At 51.7% G+C, this 19517-nt stretch carries 21 protein-coding genes and 2 tRNA genes; 7 read left to right on the forward strand and 16 right to left on the reverse strand.

Going from position 1 to position 19517, the window contains the following annotated elements:
- The 3 genes from DDT52_RS18405 to mtfA all read right to left on the reverse strand — a co-directional run.
- Window positions 1-376: Arm DNA-binding domain-containing protein (locus tag DDT52_RS18405; protein WP_136157647.1), on the reverse strand; the 376-nt coding region annotated here is incomplete at its 3' end.
- Between the two features lie 179 nt (window positions 377-555).
- A tRNA-Asn gene (locus tag DDT52_RS18410) sits at window positions 556-631 on the reverse strand.
- A gap of 108 nt (window positions 632-739) precedes the next feature.
- Window positions 740-1537, reverse strand: coding sequence for a DgsA anti-repressor MtfA (gene mtfA / locus DDT52_RS18415; RefSeq protein ID WP_136157648.1), 798 nt, complete (start codon window positions 1535-1537; stop codon window positions 740-742).
- A 94-nt stretch (window positions 1538-1631) separates the two neighbouring features.
- On the opposite strand from mtfA, the gene DDT52_RS18420 reads away from it, so the two are divergent.
- From DDT52_RS18420 to DDT52_RS18430, 3 genes are all read left to right on the forward strand, one after another.
- Window positions 1632-1721, forward strand: a tRNA-Ser gene (locus DDT52_RS18420).
- A 179-nt stretch (window positions 1722-1900) separates the two neighbouring features.
- On the forward strand, window positions 1901-2068 hold the full coding sequence (locus tag DDT52_RS18425) for a YqaE/Pmp3 family membrane protein (RefSeq protein ID WP_109055383.1): 168 nt from the start codon (window positions 1901-1903) through the stop codon (window positions 2066-2068).
- A 259-nt stretch (window positions 2069-2327) separates the two neighbouring features.
- Window positions 2328-2666: an antibiotic biosynthesis monooxygenase family protein gene (locus DDT52_RS18430; protein ID WP_136157649.1), complete on the forward strand. Its 339-nt coding sequence runs from the start codon at window positions 2328-2330 to the stop codon at window positions 2664-2666.
- A gap of 94 nt (window positions 2667-2760) precedes the next feature.
- On the opposite strand, the gene DDT52_RS18435 is transcribed toward DDT52_RS18430, so the two are convergent.
- The 5 genes from DDT52_RS18435 to moeA all read right to left on the reverse strand — a co-directional run bounded on the left by DDT52_RS18435 (window position 2761) and on the right by moeA (window position 7950).
- Complete coding sequence (locus tag DDT52_RS18435; RefSeq protein WP_425591565.1) at window positions 2761-4218, reverse strand: sensor domain-containing diguanylate cyclase; 1458 nt, start codon at window positions 4216-4218, stop codon at window positions 2761-2763.
- Between the two features lie 369 nt (window positions 4219-4587).
- Window positions 4588-5187 carry a nitroreductase family protein gene (locus DDT52_RS18440; protein WP_136157651.1) on the reverse strand — a complete coding sequence of 200 codons (600 nt, stop codon included), beginning with the start codon at window positions 5185-5187 and terminating at the stop codon, window positions 4588-4590.
- Between the two features lie 213 nt (window positions 5188-5400).
- The gene (locus DDT52_RS18445) at window positions 5401-5796 is read right to left on the reverse strand and encodes an acyl-CoA thioesterase (protein ID WP_136157652.1); all 396 of its coding nucleotides are present in this window, start codon (window positions 5794-5796) and stop codon (window positions 5401-5403) included.
- A gap of 163 nt (window positions 5797-5959) precedes the next feature.
- Window positions 5960-6712 carry a molybdopterin-synthase adenylyltransferase MoeB gene (moeB, locus tag DDT52_RS18450; protein WP_136157653.1) on the reverse strand — a complete coding sequence of 251 codons (753 nt, stop codon included), beginning with the start codon at window positions 6710-6712 and terminating at the stop codon, window positions 5960-5962.
- Between the two features lie 2 nt (window positions 6713-6714).
- Complete coding sequence (gene moeA / locus DDT52_RS18455) at window positions 6715-7950, reverse strand: molybdopterin molybdotransferase MoeA (protein ID WP_136157654.1); 1236 nt, start codon at window positions 7948-7950, stop codon at window positions 6715-6717.
- Between the two features lie 431 nt (window positions 7951-8381).
- On the opposite strand from moeA, the gene gsiA reads away from it, so the two are divergent.
- The 4 genes from gsiA to gsiD all read left to right on the forward strand — a co-directional run bounded on the left by gsiA (window position 8382) and on the right by gsiD (window position 13785).
- On the forward strand, window positions 8382-10289 hold the full coding sequence (gene gsiA, locus DDT52_RS18460; protein WP_136157655.1) for a glutathione ABC transporter ATP-binding protein GsiA: 1908 nt from the start codon (window positions 8382-8384) through the stop codon (window positions 10287-10289).
- A gap of 28 nt (window positions 10290-10317) precedes the next feature.
- The gene (gene gsiB, locus DDT52_RS18465; protein ID WP_136157656.1) at window positions 10318-11862 is read left to right on the forward strand and encodes a glutathione ABC transporter substrate-binding protein GsiB; all 1545 of its coding nucleotides are present in this window, start codon (window positions 10318-10320) and stop codon (window positions 11860-11862) included.
- Between the two features lie 87 nt (window positions 11863-11949).
- Window positions 11950-12870: a glutathione ABC transporter permease GsiC gene (gene gsiC, locus DDT52_RS18470; RefSeq protein WP_136157657.1), complete on the forward strand. Its 921-nt coding sequence runs from the start codon at window positions 11950-11952 to the stop codon at window positions 12868-12870.
- Between the two features lie 9 nt (window positions 12871-12879).
- Window positions 12880-13785 carry a glutathione ABC transporter permease GsiD gene (gene gsiD, locus DDT52_RS18475; RefSeq protein ID WP_136157658.1) on the forward strand — a complete coding sequence of 302 codons (906 nt, stop codon included), beginning with the start codon at window positions 12880-12882 and terminating at the stop codon, window positions 13783-13785.
- Between the two features lie 14 nt (window positions 13786-13799).
- On the opposite strand, the gene DDT52_RS18480 is transcribed toward gsiD, so the two are convergent.
- The 8 genes from DDT52_RS18480 to DDT52_RS18515 all read right to left on the reverse strand — a co-directional run bounded on the left by DDT52_RS18480 (window position 13800) and on the right by DDT52_RS18515 (window position 19504).
- On the reverse strand, window positions 13800-14129 hold the full coding sequence (locus DDT52_RS18480; RefSeq protein WP_247595593.1) for a cysteine hydrolase family protein: 330 nt from the start codon (window positions 14127-14129) through the stop codon (window positions 13800-13802).
- Between the two features lies 1 nt (window position 14130).
- Window positions 14131-14748, reverse strand: a complete 618-nt coding sequence (locus DDT52_RS18485) for a LysR family transcriptional regulator (RefSeq protein ID WP_168709806.1) — start codon at window positions 14746-14748, stop codon at window positions 14131-14133.
- A 207-nt stretch (window positions 14749-14955) separates the two neighbouring features.
- Window positions 14956-16653, reverse strand: coding sequence for an NAD-dependent malic enzyme (locus DDT52_RS18490; protein ID WP_136157661.1), 1698 nt, complete (start codon window positions 16651-16653; stop codon window positions 14956-14958).
- 176 nt (window positions 16654-16829) lie between these two features.
- Window positions 16830-17720: a cytidine deaminase gene (cdd, locus tag DDT52_RS18495; protein WP_136157662.1), complete on the reverse strand. Its 891-nt coding sequence runs from the start codon at window positions 17718-17720 to the stop codon at window positions 16830-16832.
- Between the two features lie 167 nt (window positions 17721-17887).
- On the reverse strand, window positions 17888-18118 hold the full coding sequence (locus DDT52_RS18500) for a hypothetical protein (protein ID WP_136157663.1): 231 nt from the start codon (window positions 18116-18118) through the stop codon (window positions 17888-17890).
- Window positions 18119-18156: 38 nt separating this feature from the next.
- Window positions 18157-18375 carry a hypothetical protein gene (locus tag DDT52_RS18505; RefSeq protein ID WP_136157664.1) on the reverse strand — a complete coding sequence of 73 codons (219 nt, stop codon included), beginning with the start codon at window positions 18373-18375 and terminating at the stop codon, window positions 18157-18159.
- Window positions 18376-18398: 23 nt separating this feature from the next.
- A complete protein-coding gene (locus DDT52_RS18510; RefSeq protein WP_136157665.1) occupies window positions 18399-19097 on the reverse strand; it encodes a CidB/LrgB family autolysis modulator in 699 nt (232 codons plus the stop codon).
- Window positions 19097-19504 carry a CidA/LrgA family protein gene (locus DDT52_RS18515; protein WP_136157666.1) on the reverse strand — a complete coding sequence of 136 codons (408 nt, stop codon included), beginning with the start codon at window positions 19502-19504 and terminating at the stop codon, window positions 19097-19099. The genes DDT52_RS18510 and DDT52_RS18515 overlap by 1 nt, the downstream gene beginning before the upstream one ends.
- Between the last annotated feature and the right edge of the window lie 13 nt (window positions 19505-19517).

Genomic DNA, 19517 nt, shown 5'->3' on the forward strand with positions numbered 1-19517 from the left:
TCCATACAGAACGCTGATAATCTTCCGACCATGTGGTTTTGGTAGTGAACCAGCTTTTGGCGACGGTTTTGAAAGCGCGGGTGTTGTTACGCTTCTCTTGAATGGTTTTGTTGTCAGCCTGCTTTTTAGCGCTGGGGTCTACTCCAGCGGCTAACAGTTTTTTTGCCTCATCCCGGCGTTGTCTTGCATCAGCCAGTGAAACAGCAGGGTAGACGCCGATGGAAAACACCTTCTGTTTCCCTTCAAAACGATAACCTAACTGCCAGTATTTTGAACCGTTGGGATGTACCAGCAGGTAGAGGCCGAACCCGTCAGTCAGCTTCACCGCCTTTTCTGACGGCTTGGCATTTTTTACTTTAGTATCAGTAAGTGACATGACGGTTCCCTCTGATTGCTGGTAAAAACGCAATCGAACTACCATTACCAGTATTTTTACCAGCAAAAGGGTATGGCTTCGAGTGGTTTTTAGTGGACGAGGGTGAACCTGAAGAAGGGGATAACCAATTGATTAAAAGCAAAAAAGCAGACGTTAGTGAACGTCTGCTTTCTCTAAATTGGCTCCTCTGACTGGACTCGAACCAGTGACATACGGATTAACAGTCCGCCGTTCTACCGACTGAACTACAGAGGAATCGTGTGAACGGGGCGCATGATATCCGGCACCCGCAATGCTGTCAACGGCAAAATCGGCGTTATCGTCTGACTGTTTAGGCCGTGTACAATTCTGCCTTTATTCCGGTCAATAAATCACAGGGGCGTTGTAGTGTGTGCTGTCTTGCCAGTCTTTAAGTCGTCCCAGCGGATCCTGATGATAGAATCCCTGGAAACATTGATACAGTGCCGGGAACCGTTCCGATAACAGTTCTGGCGCGCTGAAGAAATATTCGGAAAGTACGGCAAAACATTCGACAGGATCCTGTGCGGCGTAGGGATCCATGCTGGCGGCATCTTCACCCACTAAATCAATTTCTTCCTGCAACGCATCCATCGCAGCATGCAAATGCTGTTCCCATGAAGCGATATCTCGCAGGGAAATCGCAGGAACGCCTGTGGCGATGCCACCGCTGCGAACGTCCAGTTTGTGGGCCACTTCGTGAATGACGAGATTGAAACCGGACAGATCAAACGAATCCTGAACTTCCTGCCAGTTGAGGATCACGGGGCCTTGATCCCAGCTTTGCCCCGACTGCACAATTTTACCGGTATGCACCAGCCCGATGTCGTCTTGCCATTCATCATTAACGATGAAAGGACCGGGATAAATGAGCACCTCGTGAAAGCCGTCCAGATATTCTATACCCAGTTCCAGTACCGGCAGGGAAAACAACAGCGCGATACGTTGCTGCATAACCTCGGTTAACACCAGTTCCTGTAACGGAATCAGGCGCTTTATTTTCAGAAACTGTTCAGCAATCGGTACCAGCTTCTTTCGTTCCGCGTCACTCAATGGGGCTAAAAGGGGAATCGACATTGCTGGTTGCCAGTGTTCCAATGTCTCCATAGGACATTCATTTGTCTTCCACGGCCATTTAATCATCGCTGTTGCTCGCTAAGTCATCACTTGAATTTAAAGGCGAGAGCTAATGCTGTTAAAATGCCGCAAAAGCGGGCATCATAGCAACCGCTTAAACGGAGAGATGCCGGAGCGGCTGAACGGGACGGTTTCGAAAACCGTTGAGGGAGCAATCCCTCCGAGGGTTCAAATCCCTCTCTCTCCGCCATTATTCAATCACTTATAGCCATTCTATTCTGTGATAAAAATCCCGGTGAGAAAATCATCTATCAAACCATTTTTTCTTCTGTAATCCTGATGCACTGTCGTTGATCTTCCCTTGTAATGCTGACAAATCGCGTTACCTGTACTAGGGTCATAAGTAATCATTACGTTACGGAGACTGATATGGGTTTTTGGCGAATCGTATTTACCATCCTTTTACCGCCTTTGGGCGTGTTGCTGGGGAAAGGGGTTGGCGGCGCATTTATTCTGAATATTATTCTTACCTTGCTGGGGTATTTCCCCGGACTGATCCATGCGTTCTGGGTTCAGACCAAAACGGATAGTATTTAAAACGAATAGTATTTAAAAATGAATAAAATTTAAGGAAGCATCCCGGGTACAGCATGATACCGGATGACTTATTATTTTAAACAATGGCAGGCGGGTGTCACCGGTGGTGAGGTCTGCTTTATTTTATTCTGCCGAATATTTATACCTTTCGATTGCGTCCGTTAATTCAATGTATTAAAACCTATTCGCTCCCGGATACGTCTGATCCCAATGGTATCGGGGTATCTCTTTATTATTTCCCCGTATTCAGAGGTTGTTCATGTCGGATACTCAATTTACCCGTTTGCCAGAACCGCCTTATTTTGCGGTTATTTTTTCATCTCAACGCACCGAAGGGGATAATGGGTATGACGCTATGTCGCTTCGTATGGTTGAATTGGCGATGGAGCAACCCGGTTATTTGGGGGCGGAAAGCGCACGCGATAGTCAGGGATTTGGCATAACCGTCTCTTACTGGGACTCGCTTGAAGCCATCAAGCGGTGGCGGAACCACTCAGAGCATCGTATTGCGCAGGAATTTGGTATCACAGAGTGGTACAAACGCTATGAGTTGCGCGTTTCTGAAGTGAAGTATGCCTACGGAAAACAGATGAAGTAATGTATTCCCGCCAGCGACCTGATTCTCTCTGGCGGGAGTAAAAACAGCGGATGTTGAAACGTGTGCGGATTTAGCCATTATTCTGATTTAACGACTATTCTGATTTAACAACCCGATTGCGTCCTTGCTGTTTCGCCTGGTAGAGCGCAATATCCGCTCGATTAATCATCGAATCCAGTGTTTCATTGTTCTGATACTCCGCGACGCCACCACTGATGGTAATTTGAATCGTGTCGCTTTCAGCCCGAACTTTCGCCGATTCAATCTTTTTACGCAACGAGTCGGCCCGCAGTAATGCGTTATCGAGGTTACAGTTGTCCAGCAGTATGACGAACTCTTCTCCGCCCCAGCGGCAGGCCTGATCGCTACGTCGAATGGTTTGCTGTATCAGGCCGGCAATATGTTGCAAAACCACGTCGCCAACGCCATGACCATAGTGGTCGTTTATCTGTTTAAAGTGGTCAATATCAATTAACAGAATGGCGACGGGCTGGTGATGAGATATTCGCCTGGCCAATAAACGTTTGAAAAAGTAATCAAAGGCCTGTCGATTCATAATGCCGGTCAGCTTATCCGTGGTTGCCATCTGCTCCAGGCGTCGCTGGTAGCCGCCGATAGTCAGCCATAGCAGAAATAAGAACAGCATACTAACGACAATACTGACGCCGAGGTTTTTCATCAGCGTGGCATAGAGGCGTTTCTCGCTGGGATGATTACTTTGCTCTACCATCAGATACCAGCCAAACTCGGGCAGCAACCGCGTGTTCAGGAAAACCTGTCTGCCGTTTGAGAAATATTCATATGCGCCGCCGGGAACCGTCAATATTGAGGTGGTCAACGAGGACAGGCCGGGCTGCTCCTGAATTTTCAATGGGCGATTGTAGGTGTTTCCATGCAATGCCACGTTACCCGTTTTATCAATAAAATAGATGGTTCGGTTGTAACGCTGCTCGTATTTTTCAATCAGGTTTTTTACCCGTTCAACGGGGATCCCCACTCCCGTAATTCCAATGAAATTATTGTTATAGTCCATCACCCGGTGATTGATAAAGATGTCCATGCGCGTACGGTCTTCAGGGTCAACGGAAATATCTATAGCATAGGGTGTCTCATCCGACAGCGTTCTGGCCTGAAAGTACCACCGATCGTCGGGGGATTGCTCTGAGACGGTTTTCAGAATGCGTTGAGGGTCGTAGTAACGTTTGGTGTTATCCGAAACGAAAAAAGAGAATATGGTATTGAAACGGTTATCGATTTCTTTCAGGTAACGGATCATCGCCAGTGGATCGCTTTCGCCATTGATAACCCAGTCACGCAAAAATGTGTCGTGCGCCATCAGTGATGAGATGAATATCGGCTTGAGCAAATCCTGCTGGATTTCGGAGTACACATTGTCGCTGGTGAGAGGCAGGGTGTTTTCTTTTATTTCTTCTTCCAGTGACTCTTTGGCAACTTCATAGCTGGTCCAGCTAATAACCAGAAACGCAGTGAGGAGCATCGCGGCAAACAGGATTATTGCCCGGGGTTTATTCAACCAGCGTGAGCTTGTCATTAGTCCGATCCGCAAGACATTGTCCTCAATGTAGTCATCAAATGATAAGGCAATTCAAAATCCATCGCTCATCTAACGAATATCGCAGAGCATCTTACTGAAGTTAAGCAGTCGCGCCAAGAAACATCAATGTGTTGATGTGCAAAGAAATGCGACCAATTAGCCTATGCGATGCGCCGTTCTTATTGAACCGGAGAAAAAATAGGCAGGAAGCTGCAACGATTTATTCGGAGTATTTGCGCCGAGATAAGATGAAGGCGCGTATTGCTACTTGGACGTTTTAATTATGAGAAGGGGGAAGCATGGTTAAAAAAGGGGACGCATGGCTGCGTGGTCCCTTTTTTATATTAAGATCTATGGATCAACGGATTATTTGAAAATACGAAAACGTTCTTCATCCGGGATATAGGTTTTTTCACCCGCGGGTTGTTCAATTGAACCGAATGGCAATTGAGCGCGCAGCTTCCAACTGGCAGGCAAATTCCACTGTGTTTTCACATCGTCGTCAATTAGCGGATTGTAATGCTGTAGCGATGCGCCGATTTTTTCCTGCGCCAGAGTGGACCACACGGCGAACTGGGCAATCCCGGTAGAATGCTCCGACCAGACAGGGAAATTATCCGCATACAGAGCAAACTTCTTCTGGAGATCTTCGATGACTTTTGTGTCTTCAAAGAATAAGGCGGTGCCCGCGCCGGCGGCAAACGAAGCCAGCTTCTGCTCTGTGGCCGCGAATGATCCTTCAGGAACAATCTTCTTCAACTGCTGCTTAACGATATCCCAGACTTTGGCATGCTGTTCACCGAACAGGATCACCACGCGCGAGCTCTGCGAGTTGAAGGATGAAGGACTTTGCTTAACGGCTTCGGTAATCAACGCGGTGACCGCATCCTCGGAAATGGGTAATTTATTCCCGATGGCATAGATGGAGCGGCGGGCTTTGATGGCTTGCAAAAAAGCATTACTCATGGTTCGTACCCCTTTACATGGTTGCTTATTTATACACTGTGGCACTGATATCTATTGCATACAAGAAAATAGTAGATTGATTTATATATGTAAATTTACTAACGATGGATGAATTCGAGATAATAACGCGGTTGTTATCTCCACCTCACCGTTGAGGCAGGCACGTATTTAAAACGTGCCTGTCTAAAACATGTCTGCCTAAAACGCGTTTGCCTAAAATAATGGAATCGGCCGGCCTTCATCATTCACTGCAACAAAATTGAACTGTCCTGATATCACCTTGGTCCGGCCTTCCGCGTACATCTGTTCCAGAAAAACATTAACATCAACGGTCAGGCTGGTTCTTCCCACCCGGCTGACCTGTCCGATAAGTTCGATAATCGTGCCGGAAGGAATCGGCGTATTAAAGTTAATCTTTTCTGTGGAAACCGTAACCAGTGGTTTATGGCAAAAACGGGTTGCGGTAATGAAAGAGATCTCGTCCATCCACGACAGCGCGGTGCCGCCAAACAAGGTGGAGTGATGATTGATATTGGTAGGAAAAACGACTTTGGCGACCTTGGTGATAGAATTTTGGATTTTTTCGTCAATAGAAAGCGGTTGGCTCATAGTATGTCTGACCTGCTTAAGCATCGAACGAACATTTTACACCTTAAATATACACAAAGTCATAACAATATGAATAAGATATCACTCAGGGGCCAACCGTCCCTGGTGGGCAAATGTGGAGCGCGGTTCTGTTTCCCGATGGAATTGGCGCCGATACGGTTAATTAACCGCCACACACCTCACAGGCGGGATTTTTCGGCAGCTTGATTTCGCGAAATTGCAGCGTCATGGCATCAAACATCAGCAGACGACCCGTGGCGACGTTGCCGTAACGGGTCAGTAGTTTGATGGCTTCCAGAGCTTGCAGACTGCCGATGGCGCCGACCAGCGGGGCCATCACACCCGATTCCACACAGGTCAGCGCGTTGTCGCCGAACAACCGGCTAAGGCAACGGTAACAAGGCTCATCCGGCTGGTAGGTAAACACGCTGATCTGGCCTTCCATACGGATTGCCGCGCCGGAAATTAACGGCTTTTTCAACTGAAAACCAAGGCGATTCAGCCTGTCGCGGACAGCAACATTGTCGGTACAATCCAGTACCGCATCGTGTTTTTCCATCAGGACGCCGAACGCTTCGTCATCCAGACTGGCGTTTACCGTATCTAAAGAGAGATGGGGGTTGAGTTCTGTCAGTGCGATCCGCGCTGATTCGACTTTCGCCATGCCAATACGTTCATCACGGTGTAATACCTGACGCTGCAAGTTGGAAAGCGAAACGGTATCAAAATCCAGCAGCGTCAGGTGGCCGACGCCCGCCGTAGCCAGATATTGTGACGCCGCGCAGCCAAGCCCGCCCAGTCCGACAATCAGTAAGCGCGATGCTTTCAGTTTTTCCTGTCCGTCAAAGTCAAAGCCGCGCAGCACAATCTGACGATTGTAGCGCAGCGCTTCGGCATCACTGAGTTCCGGCAGCATGATCAATGTCCCAACAGCGAATTGAACGGTTCTATTTCAACCCATTCACCTGCGGCGACCGGTCCTCGTTCGGCTTCCAGCACGATAAAACAGTTCGCGAGGCTGAAGGAACTGAAGACATGCGAACCCTGATGTCCGGTAGTTCTGACCTCCAGTTCACCTTGTGCGCTACGGTTGAAGATGCCACGCTGAAAATCTGTGCGGCCGGGCGTCTTTTTCAGTGCGCTGGTTGTTTTTACGCGGATACGGTCAGGTAAATGCCACTCTGTATACCCGCCTAAACGAGCCAGCAGGGGCTGAACCAGTTGATAGAAGGTGAGGGCCGCGGAAACCGGGTTGCCCGGCAGGCCGCAGAACCAGGCATGCTGTAACTTGCCGAAGGCAAACGGCTTACCGGGTTTGATCGCCAGTTTCCAAAAATGGATATCGCCTAATTCATCCAGCATCTGTTTTGTGTAATCCGCTTCACCGACGGAAACGCCCCCACTGCTGATAACCAGATCGGCGCTGCTGTCCGCCCGGTGAAAAGCGTTGCGCAGGGCGACAGGGTCATCGCCAATGATGCCCAAATCGTTAACCTCACAGCCGATTTGCTCCAGCATCAGGCGCATGGCGAAGCGGTTAGTGTCATAGATTTGTCCGGTCTGAAGCGGGGTGCCGACGGGCTGAAGCTCATCGCCGGTTGAAAAGATGGCCACTTTCAAACGACGGAACACATTGATTCGGGCGATCCCCAGCGAAGCCAGTAACGGCAATTCCGCTACGCTTAATTTTCTTCCTGCTGGTAGAACAACCGCGCCTGCACGGATATCCTCACCAGGCCGACGGATATTTTGCCCGGGCTTGACGTCATGGGTAAAGCGCACGCCGGCGTCGCTGACTTCTGCCTGTTCCTGCATGATAACCGCGTCGGTACCTTCAGGAATGGGGGCGCCGGTCATGATGCGGATACAGGTTCCGGCGGGCCATTCCCCGTTAAATGGCGACCCCGCAAAGGCTTTGCCCGCTACCGGTAGCGGTTCTGACGCACAGAGATCGGCGCAGCGAACGGCATAACCATCCATTGCAGAATTAGCGAAGAGGGGAACGTTTATGGGGGACGTTATCGCGTCGGCGCTAATCCGGCCGGCGGCATCATACAGCGAAACATTTTCTGTTTCCGATATCGGTGATACCTGAGCAAATATCGTGGCCAACGCCTGTTCGAGGGGCAATAAGCCTGAGGTCATGCTTTTCATCTGCACTCCATGATAGGTTTCGCCGGGGGAGGTCTGCGGGCGAAAACAGGGATCGTATGCCAATATTATGTCAGAGAACGCCGGCCCGGAGAATGTGCATGGGTCAAGGCGTTGGGTAATTGTGAGGGGGTATTACGCCGGACTTGGGGGTTCGCTGGGCTGTCGGTGCATTTATATCGTTATGGTTATTTTTATTAACTATATGTTATAAAAGATTTTTTATCAAAATGCCGGTTAAGTTTCCGCTTTACATCATACCCTGCGCTAAATATAGTCAAAAAACGCGGGTGATAATGAGGCGGCTTCTGGCGCCGAATGCGGTCATAGTCATGCGCACAGTAATGAGTATATTTAATATCAATGCGTTAATCATTCGTCCCTGATCGCACCGTCGTCGTCGCGGCCCTTGTTTATATGGAGATTCACTGTTAATGGTATTAACACGGCATCATGCTGCATCGCCCCTTATCCCTGTCCCTGCGCCCAGGATTTCCCTGCCTGACGAGCGGGTATTGGCGGTTCGCGATCTGAGCGTTTATTTTGAGCAGCAGGGACAGCGGACGGATGCGGTACGTGATTTAACCTTTGCTGTCGATCGCGGTGAGACGCTGGCTATTGTCGGCGAATCCGGGTCGGGGAAATCGGTGACGTCACTGACGGTGATGCGCTTGATTGAACAGGCCGGCGGCGTGATTCATCAGGGGGATATGCTGTTTCGCCGACGTAATGGTCAGGTTCTGGATCTGCGGGAAACCCATCAATCGCTGATGCGGAAACTGCGCGGCGCCGATCTGGCAATGATTTTTCAGGAGCCAATGACGTCGCTGAATCCGGTCTTTTCGGTCGGCGAGCAGATTGCCGAATCCATCCGCTTGCATCAGGGGAAGGATCATCGTGCCGCGCGGCGGGAGGCTTTACACATGTTGGATCTGGTCCGCATTCCTGAAGCGCGTAACGTACTGGATCGCTATCCCCATCAGCTCTCCGGCGGCATGCGGCAACGGGTCATGATTGCCATCGCGCTCTCCTGCAAACCGTCGCTGCTGATCGCTGACGAGCCGACGACGGCGCTGGATGTCACCATACAGGCCCAGATCCTGCAACTTATTCGCGTGTTGCAACGGGAAATGAATATGGCTGTCATCTTCATCACCCACGACATGGGCGTAGTCGCGGAAGTTGCTGACCGGGTGATGGTGATGTATCGCGGAGAAAGCGTGGAGACAGGGGACGTCAATCAGATTTTCAATACGCCGCAGCATCATTATACGCAGGCCTTGCTGGCGGCGGTGCCGACGTTGGGTTCCATGCGGGGGCAGGCGTTTCCGGCAAAATTTCCGCTGTTGAATCACGAGACGCCGCAGACTGTCGACAGTGCGCCGCAGAATACTATTCCCGTGAATGCTGCGCCTATTTTGCAGGTGCAGAATCTGGTTACCCGGTTTCCGGTGCGCAGCGGCCTGTTGAACCGCGTAACCCGTCAGGTTCACGCGGTTGAAAAAGTGAGCTTTGACCTCTATCCGGGGGAAACGTTGTCGCTGGTTGGCGAGTCAGGCTGCGGCAAATCCACAACCGGACGAGCGTTGCTGAAGCTGGTGGAAAGTCAGAGCGGAACGATTGTTTTTGGCGGCCAACAGATTAATCAACTGCAAGGGGCGGCGTTGCAGCATTTGCGCAGGGACATTCAGTTTATTTTTCAGGATCCTTATGCTTCGCTGGACCCGCGCTTAACCGTCGGATTTTCCATTATGGAACCGTTGCTGGTGCACCAGGTCGGGAGCAGACGGGAAGCGGAACAGCGTGTTGCATGGCTATTAGCGCGGGTAGGGTTGCAACCTGAACACGCCCGCCGTTATCCGCATGAATTTTCCGGCGGACAGCGTCAGCGTCTCTGTATCGCCAGAGCATTGGCGTTGAACCCCAAGGTCGTTATTGCGGATGAGGCGGTTTCCTCGCTGGATGTTTCCATTCAGGCACAAATCATCAATCTGATGCTGGATTTGCAGCGCGAATTCGGCATTGCGTTTTTATTCATTTCGCATGATATGGCGGTGGTTGAGCGGATCAGCCACCGGGTTGCGGTAATGTACATGGGGCAGATTGTGGAAATCGGCCCGCGTAGCGCGGTGTTCGAGAATCCCCGCCATCCTTATACCCGTAAGCTGATCGCTGCCGTACCCATAGCCGATCCTTCACGCCGCCATCGTGAACAGGTTTTACTGGTTGATGAAATGCCGAGCCCGATTCGGGCAATAGGCGATGAACCTACCATCGCGCCTCTGGTTCAGGTTGGCGAACGGCATTTTGTCGCTCATCACCCGATTGCCGGCGCTTACTGACAGGGACTCACAAGGAGAACGTAACACGATGAATGTTATTACTTTAAAGCGTAACTGGTTAGTCGCTGCCGGTGTCGCAGCGGCCATGGCGACAGCACCCGCCTGGGCGGCGAAAGATGCGGTGATTGCGGTGGGATCCAATTTTACCAGTCTTGATCCGTACGATGCCAATGACACGCTGTCACAAACGGTTGCCAAGTCGTTCTATCAGGGATTGTTTGGTTTCGATAAGGATATGAAGCTGGTTAATGTCCTGGCGGACAGTTATGACACCAGTCCTGATGGTTTGGTTTATACCGTCAAACTGCATCCGGGCGTGAAGTTTCACGATGGCACGGATTTCAATGCCGATGCGGTCAAAGTGAATCTGGATCGCGCCAGCAACCCGGAAAATCGTCTGAAACGCTATAACCTGTTCAGAATGATTGATAAAACCGAGGTCGTTGATGCCCAGACGGTGAAAATCACGCTGAAATCGCCGTTTTCGGCATTTATTAATAATCTGGCGCATCCTGCGGCCGTGATGATTTCACCTGCCGCGCTAAAACAGTATGGCAAAGAGATCGGCTTCCATCCGGTAGGGACCGGGCCATATCGTTTTGTGACCTGGAACCAGACGGACTATGTCAAAGCCGAGAAATTTGCCGGTTACTGGAAAGCGGGACTACCGAAGCTGGATAGCATCACCTGGCGTCCGGTCGTGGATAACAATACGCGAGCCGCGCTGTTGCAAACCGGCGAAGCGCACTTTGCCTATCCGATTCCGTTTGAGCAGGCCAGCGTGCTGGAGAAAAATGACAAACTGGCGCTGGTGGCATCGCCTTCGATTCTGCACCGTTACATCAGCCTTAATGTGACGCAGAAGCCGTTTGATAATCTCAAAGTTCGTCAGGCGATCAATTACGCCATCAACAAAGACGCGCTGATTAAGGTGGCCTTCTCTGGCTATGCCACGCCGGCGGAAGGGCCGCTGCCGCCCAGTATTGACTATGCGGAGAGGTATCAGCCGTGGCCTTACGATCCGGCGAAAGCCCGCGAGCTATTGAAAGAGGCGGGGTATCCGAATGGTTTCACCACCACGCTGTGGTCATCGCATAACCACAGTACGGCACAGAAAGTGTTGCAGTTTACGCAGCAGCAGCTGGCGCAGGTGGGCATCAAAGCGGAAGTGACGGCGATGGATGCCGGTCAGCGTGCGGCGGAAGTTGAAGGAAAAGGCGTGAAGGAAACCGGCGTGCGCATGTTCTATACCGGCTGGTCCGCCTCCACCGGCGAGGCCGATTGGGCGTTGTCTCCGCTGTTCGCCACGGCATCCTGGCCGCCAGCGTTGTTTAATACGGCATTTTACAGCAATTCACAGGTTGATGAGGATTTGACCAACGCGCTGAAAACGACCGATCGGACGGAGAAGCAGAAACTGTACAAAGACGCACAGGATAAAATCCGGGCCGATGCGCCATGGGTTTTCCTGGTAACGGAAAAGCTGGTTTCGGCTAACAGTAAGAATCTGACCGGATTCTATGTGATGCCGGACACGGCATTCAGCTTTGACGATGCGGACCTGAAAGAATAAGCCGATGATTTTCCGCGTAATCAGGGAGGCCAGACTGGCCTCCCTGCTCTTTGACATCGGGGGAGGATAGGTGGTGGGAACCAATCCATGCTGAATTATTTTATCAAACGATTATTGGGGCTGATTCCCACGCTGTTGATCGTCATGGTGCTGGTGTTTCTGTTCGTCCATTTGCTGCCGGGCGATCCGGCGCGCCTGGCGGCCGGACGGGAAGCGGATGCGACGGTGGTCGAGTTGGTCCGTCAGGATCTGGGTTTGGATAAGCCGCTGCCAGAGCAGTTTTGGCATTTTTTTACACGCAGTCTGCAAGGGGATTTGGGTACGTCAATGGTATCCAAAAGACCCGTGGCGGATGAGATCGCCACCCGCTTTATGCCGACGTTCTGGCTGACCGTCAGCAGTATGGTCTGGGCAGTGATTTTTGGCATGGCAATTGGCGTGGTGTCGGCCGTGTGGCGCAATGGCTGGCCGGACCGGATCGGCATGACGCTGGCGGTGTCCGGGATTTCGTTTCCCGCCTTTGCGCTGGGTATGTTGCTGATGCAGGTATTTTCCGTTGAGCTCGGCTGGCTACCCACCGTCGGCGCGGATACCTGGCGGCACTATATCCTGCCTTCTATTACGCTGGGCGCCGCAGTGGCGGCGGTCATGGCCCGCTTCACCCGGGCGTCTTTTGTCGAGGTGATGCAGGAAGATTATATGCGTACGGCGCGGGCGAAAGGCGTACGTGAATCGTTGGTGGTGGTAAAACACGGCTTACGCAATGCGCTGATCCCGGTCGTAACCATGATGGGGCTGCAATTCGGTTTTCTGTTGGGCGGCTCGATTGTGGTGGAAAAAGTATTTAACTGGCCGGGACTGGGGCGGTTGTTGGTCGATTCAGTGGAGATGCGTGATTATCCGGTGATTCAGGCCGAAGTGTTGCTGTTTTCGCTGGAGTTTATTCTGATCAATTTGCTGGTCGATATGCTGTATGCCGCGATCAACCCGGCGATTCGTTATAAATAAGGAAAGGGAATGAGAAACTGGCGACGTAAGGCGGCGTTATCCACTCTGCCGGTGCTCAGAGAGAATCAGGTTCGCACGCCGTGGCGCGAGTTCTGGCGGCGCTTCCGTCGTCAGCATGTGGCTTTGCTGGCGGGCATGTTTGTGGTTTTGCTGATTCTTATTGCCGTGCTGGCGCCTTACCTGATCCCCTATGATGCCGAAAACTATTTTGATTACGATCGGTTGAATGAAGGACCGTCCGCGGTGCACTGGTTGGGCGTGGATTCGCTGGGACGGGATATTTTCAGCCGTATCCTGGCGGGAACGCGTATTTCGCTGGCGGCAGGGATCTTCTCCGTGCTGGTCGGGATGCTGATCGGCACGTCTCTGGGGATGTTGGCGGGTTACTACGAAGGCTGGTGGGATCGCATTATTATGCGCATCTGCGATGTGCTATTTGCGTTTCCCGGTATTCTGTTGGCGATTGCCGTGGTAGCCATTATGGGCAGCGGGATGGCAAATGTGATTGTCGCCGTGGCGATCTTCAGTATTCCGGCCTTTGCCCGCCTGGTCAGAGGCAATACGCTGGTATTGAAACATCAGACTTACATTGAGGCGGCCCGCAGTATTGGCGCATCCGACTGGACCATTGTTTTCCGGCATATTCTGCCCGGTACGGTGTCGTCGATTGTGGTGTATTTCTCCATGCGCATTGGCATGTCGATCATTACCGCGGCCAGTTTATCCTTTCTGGGGCTTGGCGCTCAGCCGCCGACGCCGGAATGGGGGGCGATGCTCAATGAAGCGCGTTCCGATATGGTGATTGCGCCGCACGTGGCGATTTTCCCCAGTCTGGCCATTTTCCTGACGGTACTGGCGTTTAACCTATTGGGCGATGGGCTGCGTGACGCGCTGGATCCCAGGATAAAAACCTGATGGACAGAACGTTGCTAAACGTTTGGTCTCCCGGAGACAACGGCCTGCAAAAGCGCAGCTGATTGCGAAACGGCGCCAAAGATCCCACCCTCGTTGAGGGTGATATCGATGGTGGCCTGATGCAACAACGGATCACCGGCAGCACAGCAATCGGCGAGCAGCAGACAATCGTAACCGCGATCGTTGGCTTCACGCATGGTGGAGTGAACGCAGACATCGGTAGTCACGCCAGTCAGTATTAACTGATTAATCCCTTTGCTACGCAGTATCTGATCCAGATCGGTGGCGTGAAACGCACTGTTACCCGGCTTGTCGAGCAGAATATCGCCGTGTAGCGGAGCCAACTCAGGTACGATATCCCAGCCGGGTTTTGCCCTGCATTGTCTGTAGTTTCGTTCCTGTCATGTTAGCCAGCGGGTGTGACGCCGATGCATATAGCAGATCCTGCTCCTGATACAAAGGTTGGTATTCCAGCTCTTGCAGACAATGGGTAAAAATACCGATGCCGATATCAGACTGGTTATCCAGTACCGCCTGCTCAATCCGAGCTGGCGCGGTAATATCAATGAAAAACTCGACCTGATTATGTTCTCGCTGGGAAAAACGTTGCAGAGTAGCGGTTAGCGGGCAGGTATCGTCAGTAAGCAGATTATCGATCTGAGCGATGCGGATAGGGCCACTCAGTTGCCTTCGCATTGCCAGGGTATCTTGCTCGAAGTGTTTGGTTACCGTAAACAGCTCCAGCGTCCGGCGATGTATGGCTGTACCTTCATCCGTCAGGGCGAAGCCGGAACGCCCTCGTTCGCATAAGCGGAACCCCAGTCGGCCCTCAAGTTGGGTTATCTGTTTACTGATGGTCGAGGCATCTCTCCCCAGTGCAGCCTGGGCATTACTTATTCCCCGGGCGTCAACCACGGCTAAAAATACGCGCAGGAGCCGGAGGTCAACATCGGTTATATTCATAACAAAAATGACATCATTGGCAATGGGGATTGGCTGGTTATCTTGCCATAGTTGTATCGCCGGGGGATAGTCTGCGTCAGCCATTCCGGCATAAACAGGCGTGATTGTCTTTGAATAAAACCAGTGAAAAAGTTTGCTTAAATATAATAAACGGTGATCAGGCATCTCAAACCCGGCAAGCCGGGTTTGAGATGTTGGTGCTCAGAATTAGAACGAGGTACGTTTGTAGCTACGATATTGCGGCTGCCAGAAGTTGTGCGCAATCGCTTTCGCCAGAGCATCACCGGACGTCACGACTGCGACGCCTTGCAGCTGTGCGGCTTTACCCACTTCCAGCGCGATGCGTCTGGAGACGTCCTGAATATCCGCGATGTCCGGCAGTAGCGCCCCATCACCGCTGTTGGCCATGGGGGAACAATCGGCCAATGCGCGGCTGGCCGCCATCAGCATGCCATCGGTAATGCGTTTTGCCCCGGAAGCCAACACGCCCAACCCAATACCCGGGAAAATAAAGGAGTTGTTGCATTGGGGAATCGGGTAAACCTTATCCTTATAGGTTACCGGGTTAAACGGGCTGCCCGTTGCCACCAGCGCGGCACCGTCGGTCCAGCGAATAATATCTTCCGGACGCGCTTCCACACGGGAAGTCGGGTTAGATAACGGCATGACGATCGGGCGGGCGCAGTGTTTGTGCATTTCACGGATAATTTCTTCCGTAAACAGACCCGGTTGACCGGAAACCCCAATCATGATGGTTGGTTTGGCGTTGCTAACCACTTCCAGCAGAGAGATCGCGTCGCTGGTCACGTCCCAATCAGTCAACCGTTCGCTTTTCTGCACCAGTTTGCTTTGGAAATCGAGCAGGTTCGGCAATTTATCGGTCAGCAGACCGAAACGGTCAACCATGAAAACGCGGGCGCGGGCCTCATCTTCGCTCAACCCTTCGGATTTCATCTGCGCAATGATTTGTTCGGCGATGCCGCAACCGGCGGAGCCCGCACCGAGGAACACCACGGTTTGATCGCGCAGCTGGCTGCCGGCCGCACGGCTGGCGGCAATCAGGCTGCCCAGCGCCACGGCGGCGGTGCCCTGAATGTCATCGTTGAAGCTACAGATTTCATCACGATAGCGGTTTAGCAGCGGGGTTGCATTTTTCTGGGCGAAGTCTTCGAACTGCAACAGCACGTTCGGCCAGCGGCGTTTGACCGCCTGAATGAATTCGTCAACGAACGCATAGTATTCGTCATCGGTAATCCGCGGATGGCGCCAGCCCATGTACAGCGGATCGTTCAGACGCTGCGGATTATTGGTGCCCACATCCAGAACAACCGGCAGGGTGTAAGCCGGACTAATGCCGCCACACGCGGTATACAGCGACAGTTTACCGATCGGAATTCCCATCCCGCCGATACCCTGATCGCCCAAACCCAGAATACGTTCACCGTCAGTGACAACGATGACTTTTACATTCTGCTTGGTGGCGTTTTGCAGCATATCATCGATATGTGCGCGGTTTGGATAGGAGATAAACAACCCGCGCGCCCGACGATAGATATCGGAGAAGTGCTCACAGGCTTCACCCACGGTTGGCGTATAGATAATTGGCATCATCTCGCTCAGGTGAGCGTCCAGCAGGCGGTAGAACAGCGTTTCATTCGTATCCTGAATGTTACGCAGGTAGACGTGCTTATCAATATCATTCTTGAATTCCTGATATTGACGCCAGGCTCGTTCGGCCTGTTCTTCAATGGTTTCGACAGCTTCAGGCAATAGACCATGCAGGTTAAAGTTGGCGCGTTCTTCTTCTGTAAATGCACTGCCTTTATTCAGCAACGGAAATTCAAGCAAGATAGGGCCAGCATAAGGGATGTAGAGGGGACGTTTACTTTCGTATTCTAATTCCATGACTTTTTTACTCTTCGGGTAACAGAAACGAATTCAGTTTAATAACCAATAAAAACTGAAGCGGATCTTAAATTACCCGAGGAATATGTACAGAAAATGTTAATTAAAATAGTTACAGATGGCTTGCATCTGAGCACTTAAATAAGGTTAATCGATTCACCTCTAAAATTTGACCGCTATTCGGCAATGAAACGGCGGACAACGTCGGTGCATCCGAGTTCATCCAGCATGATTTGCGAGATGGTCCATTGGCTGATGGCGGCATCCCGACGTTCGACGATGGCGGCGCGACGGATATCGGTTTGCGCTTCACCGGAAAGATTCATCAGATTCAGCGCCGCTTGCAGCGGCGGCAGGCTGGGGTTGAATGCGGCGTTTTCCGCATAGCGGCCGGTATAGAGATGGCCGTTCACCGTTTCCAGCGCGATGCCGCTGATGGCATGGCTATACGGCGCATGGCTGCGGTTGGCTGCTTCCAGTGCCTGCAACGTTAGCGCATCCGCCTTCTCCAGCCGATAGCCGTGGTTCACTTCATCCAGCAATAACGTCTTGATTTGCAAATCAGCCGGACCAAATGCGTCAGGTAGATAGTGGCTGAGCAGGGCAGGCTGGCGTCCCGGTAGCTGGATGCGAAGTGAAGGCGCGCTGTTCAGTTCATTCATGAATTGCCGACAGTGGCCGCACGGCGTGTAGTTCACCGTGATGGCGCTTAATCCTGTTTCATTACGCAACCAGGCGTGTGCAATCGCGCTTTGTTCCGCGTGTACGGTTTGCTGCAACTGCACGTGAGCAAACTCCATATTGGCGCCGAAATAGAAATTGCCACTCAGGCCTTGTGCAATGGCGCCGACCTGAAAATGGGAAATGGCGGCCTGCGCGCAAGCCGCCGCTAACGGTAATAAGGCAAACGCCAGCGCATCTCGCTCCATCTGGCTGGCACGGCACAGGCTCTCTACCTCATCGCTCGTCAGCATGGCGGAGAACGCCGCCCGATTCAGGATCGGCGCGAGCGCAGACTGTAGGTTGGCGGGTAATTGTTGAAAGGCGTTATCAAAACGTGGATGCATATCGGCTTGCTCTTTTTACCGGTCAATAAACCTATGTTAGGGAGCAGAGTAGCAGTAAATTGTGATATGTATCACTATGTGAATGAAATTGATGAAAATTAAATGTTAAATGCGAGATGTATCTCAAAAATTTAGTCCGGCTAAATGTGACATTTAAGGGGACATAATCATACGATAATGCGTTGCTGACGCGCGGTGTCCAGTAGTGCTTCAACATCTTGTATGAGTTTTACTGTTTCTTTTACCACCGCGAGTGCACTGATGCCCGATTTGCTGGCGGCGATTTTCCAGGTTACCCGGCGGGATTTACCCAACTCTGGATAGCGTTCAATGAATAGCTGGCGAAGATCGTCAATGTTGCAATGGTTGTGTGATAAATACTCTTCAGCCCATATCAACAGAACGGTAAAGGTAGAATCGGTACCATTTTCACGGGCTATGTGTATATAAAGCGGCCAATACCCATCTCTCCTGAGAGATAAGCGACAATAAGGCTGGCGTTGAAACACTCATCCACGCTCGACTGACTTGCAGATGTTCCTCTGTCAATTGAGTCAGGTGTTTTCGCAAACTGACCTGAATGCCTGCTATGCCGCAGCTCCAGCAGTTGTTCATCCTTGAGAAAGTCGTAAAAATCCTGTTCGCGTATTTCCATCTTTTTCCATTGATTGCATGCGGTCACTTGCTGAAAAACTGCAATAGTATGGGGAAAACAAAAGGCGCGATCAGCGAGGTGATAATCCCGCAGATGACTAATGCCAGTGAACTGAATGCCCCTTCCTGAAAATCCACTTCGACACAGCGCGCCGTGCCTAAGGCGTGTGAAGCGGTTCCCATCGACAGGCCACGCGCCGCTTTGGTTTTGATCCCGATGCGATTGAACAGGCTGTGTCCTAACACGGCCCCCAGAATACCGACAAAAATTACGCAGACGGCGCTGATGGCGGGAATACCGCCGATAGAACTGGCGACGGCCATGGCAATTGGCGTGGTGACGGATTTAGGCAATACAGACGCGGCAATCTCCGGCGATGCCCCCATCCACAGCGCGACCAGCGTACCGGACACGATGGCGGTCAGGCTGCCGATAAAACAAACGCTGATAATCGATTTCCAGCGGGCGCGAATCTGGTGAAGCTGCTCGTATAAGGGAAAAGCCAGCGCGACGACCGCAGGTTGCAGCAGGTCGTTGAGCACTTCGCTGCCCTTGAAATAGCGATCGTATGGAATGTGCAGTAGCAGCAGGAGCGGGATGATGATGACCATTGAAATCAGCAACGGATTCAGCAACGGCATTTTGGTCCAAATCGCCAGCTTGCGTGCGACAAAAAAGACAAACAGAGTCAGCGGCAGAGACCACCATAAATAGGCCAGCATTATTCTTTATCCCCACCTTGCAGACGGCTGTCTACGATGATCTTTTCACGTTGCATGATCTGTGTGCTGAAACCGACGACGATCATCACGATAAACGTGCTGATTATACAGGAAACGACAATCGGGCCGAACTGCTGGCTGAGCAGGTCATAATAGTTCATGACGCCCACGCCAATCGGTACGAACAACAGCGCCATATAGCGGATTAACAGGTGGCAACCCGGCTTAACCCATTCGGCAGGCAGGATTTGCGAGGCGAGCAGAGTGAACAGAATCAGCATACCAATGATGCTGCCGGGAATGGTCAGCGGGAGTAACGCGGATATCGCATTGCCTGCCAGCAGGCAGAGATAAATCAATGCGAAAGCGCGTAAATACTGCCAGCATAGTATGATCGTATTACGCATGGGGAATTCCTGA

The organism is Brenneria roseae subsp. roseae (assembly GCF_003115845.1).
Classification (GTDB): Bacteria; Pseudomonadota; Gammaproteobacteria; order Enterobacterales; family Enterobacteriaceae; genus Brenneria; species Brenneria roseae.

Excerpts from the sequence above, each read along its gene's own strand:
- mtfA (WP_136157648.1), bottom strand. The coding sequence starts at position 1,537 with ATGATTAAATGGCCGTGGAAGACAAATGAATGTCCTATGGAGACATTG.
- DDT52_RS18425 (WP_109055383.1), top strand. The coding sequence starts at position 1,901 with ATGGGTTTTTGGCGAATCGTATTTACCATCCTTTTACCGCCTTTGGGC.
- DDT52_RS18430 (WP_136157649.1), top strand. The coding sequence starts at position 2,328 with ATGTCGGATACTCAATTTACCCGTTTGCCAGAACCGCCTTATTTTGCG.
- DDT52_RS18435 (WP_425591565.1), bottom strand. The coding sequence starts at position 4,218 with ATGACAAGCTCACGCTGGTTGAATAAACCCCGGGCAATAATCCTGTTT.
- DDT52_RS18440 (WP_136157651.1), bottom strand. The coding sequence starts at position 5,187 with ATGAGTAATGCTTTTTTGCAAGCCATCAAAGCCCGCCGCTCCATCTAT.
- DDT52_RS18445 (WP_136157652.1), bottom strand. The coding sequence starts at position 5,796 with ATGAGCCAACCGCTTTCTATTGACGAAAAAATCCAAAATTCTATCACC.
- moeB (WP_136157653.1), bottom strand. The coding sequence starts at position 6,712 with ATGCTGCCGGAACTCAGTGATGCCGAAGCGCTGCGCTACAATCGTCAG.
- moeA (WP_136157654.1), bottom strand. The coding sequence starts at position 7,950 with ATGAAAAGCATGACCTCAGGCTTATTGCCCCTCGAACAGGCGTTGGCC.
- gsiA (WP_136157655.1), top strand. The coding sequence starts at position 8,382 with ATGGTATTAACACGGCATCATGCTGCATCGCCCCTTATCCCTGTCCCT.
- gsiB (WP_136157656.1), top strand. The coding sequence starts at position 10,318 with ATGAATGTTATTACTTTAAAGCGTAACTGGTTAGTCGCTGCCGGTGTC.
- gsiC (WP_136157657.1), top strand. The coding sequence starts at position 11,950 with ATGCTGAATTATTTTATCAAACGATTATTGGGGCTGATTCCCACGCTG.
- gsiD (WP_136157658.1), top strand. The coding sequence starts at position 12,880 with ATGAGAAACTGGCGACGTAAGGCGGCGTTATCCACTCTGCCGGTGCTC.
- DDT52_RS18485 (WP_168709806.1), bottom strand. The coding sequence starts at position 14,748 with ATGAATATAACCGATGTTGACCTCCGGCTCCTGCGCGTATTTTTAGCC.
- DDT52_RS18490 (WP_136157661.1), bottom strand. The coding sequence starts at position 16,653 with ATGGAATTAGAATACGAAAGTAAACGTCCCCTCTACATCCCTTATGCT.
- cdd (WP_136157662.1), bottom strand. The coding sequence starts at position 17,720 with ATGCATCCACGTTTTGATAACGCCTTTCAACAATTACCCGCCAACCTA.
- DDT52_RS18505 (WP_136157664.1), bottom strand. The coding sequence starts at position 18,375 with ATGGAAATACGCGAACAGGATTTTTACGACTTTCTCAAGGATGAACAA.
- DDT52_RS18510 (WP_136157665.1), bottom strand. The coding sequence starts at position 19,097 with ATGCTGGCCTATTTATGGTGGTCTCTGCCGCTGACTCTGTTTGTCTTT.
- DDT52_RS18515 (WP_136157666.1), bottom strand. The coding sequence starts at position 19,504 with ATGCGTAATACGATCATACTATGCTGGCAGTATTTACGCGCTTTCGCA.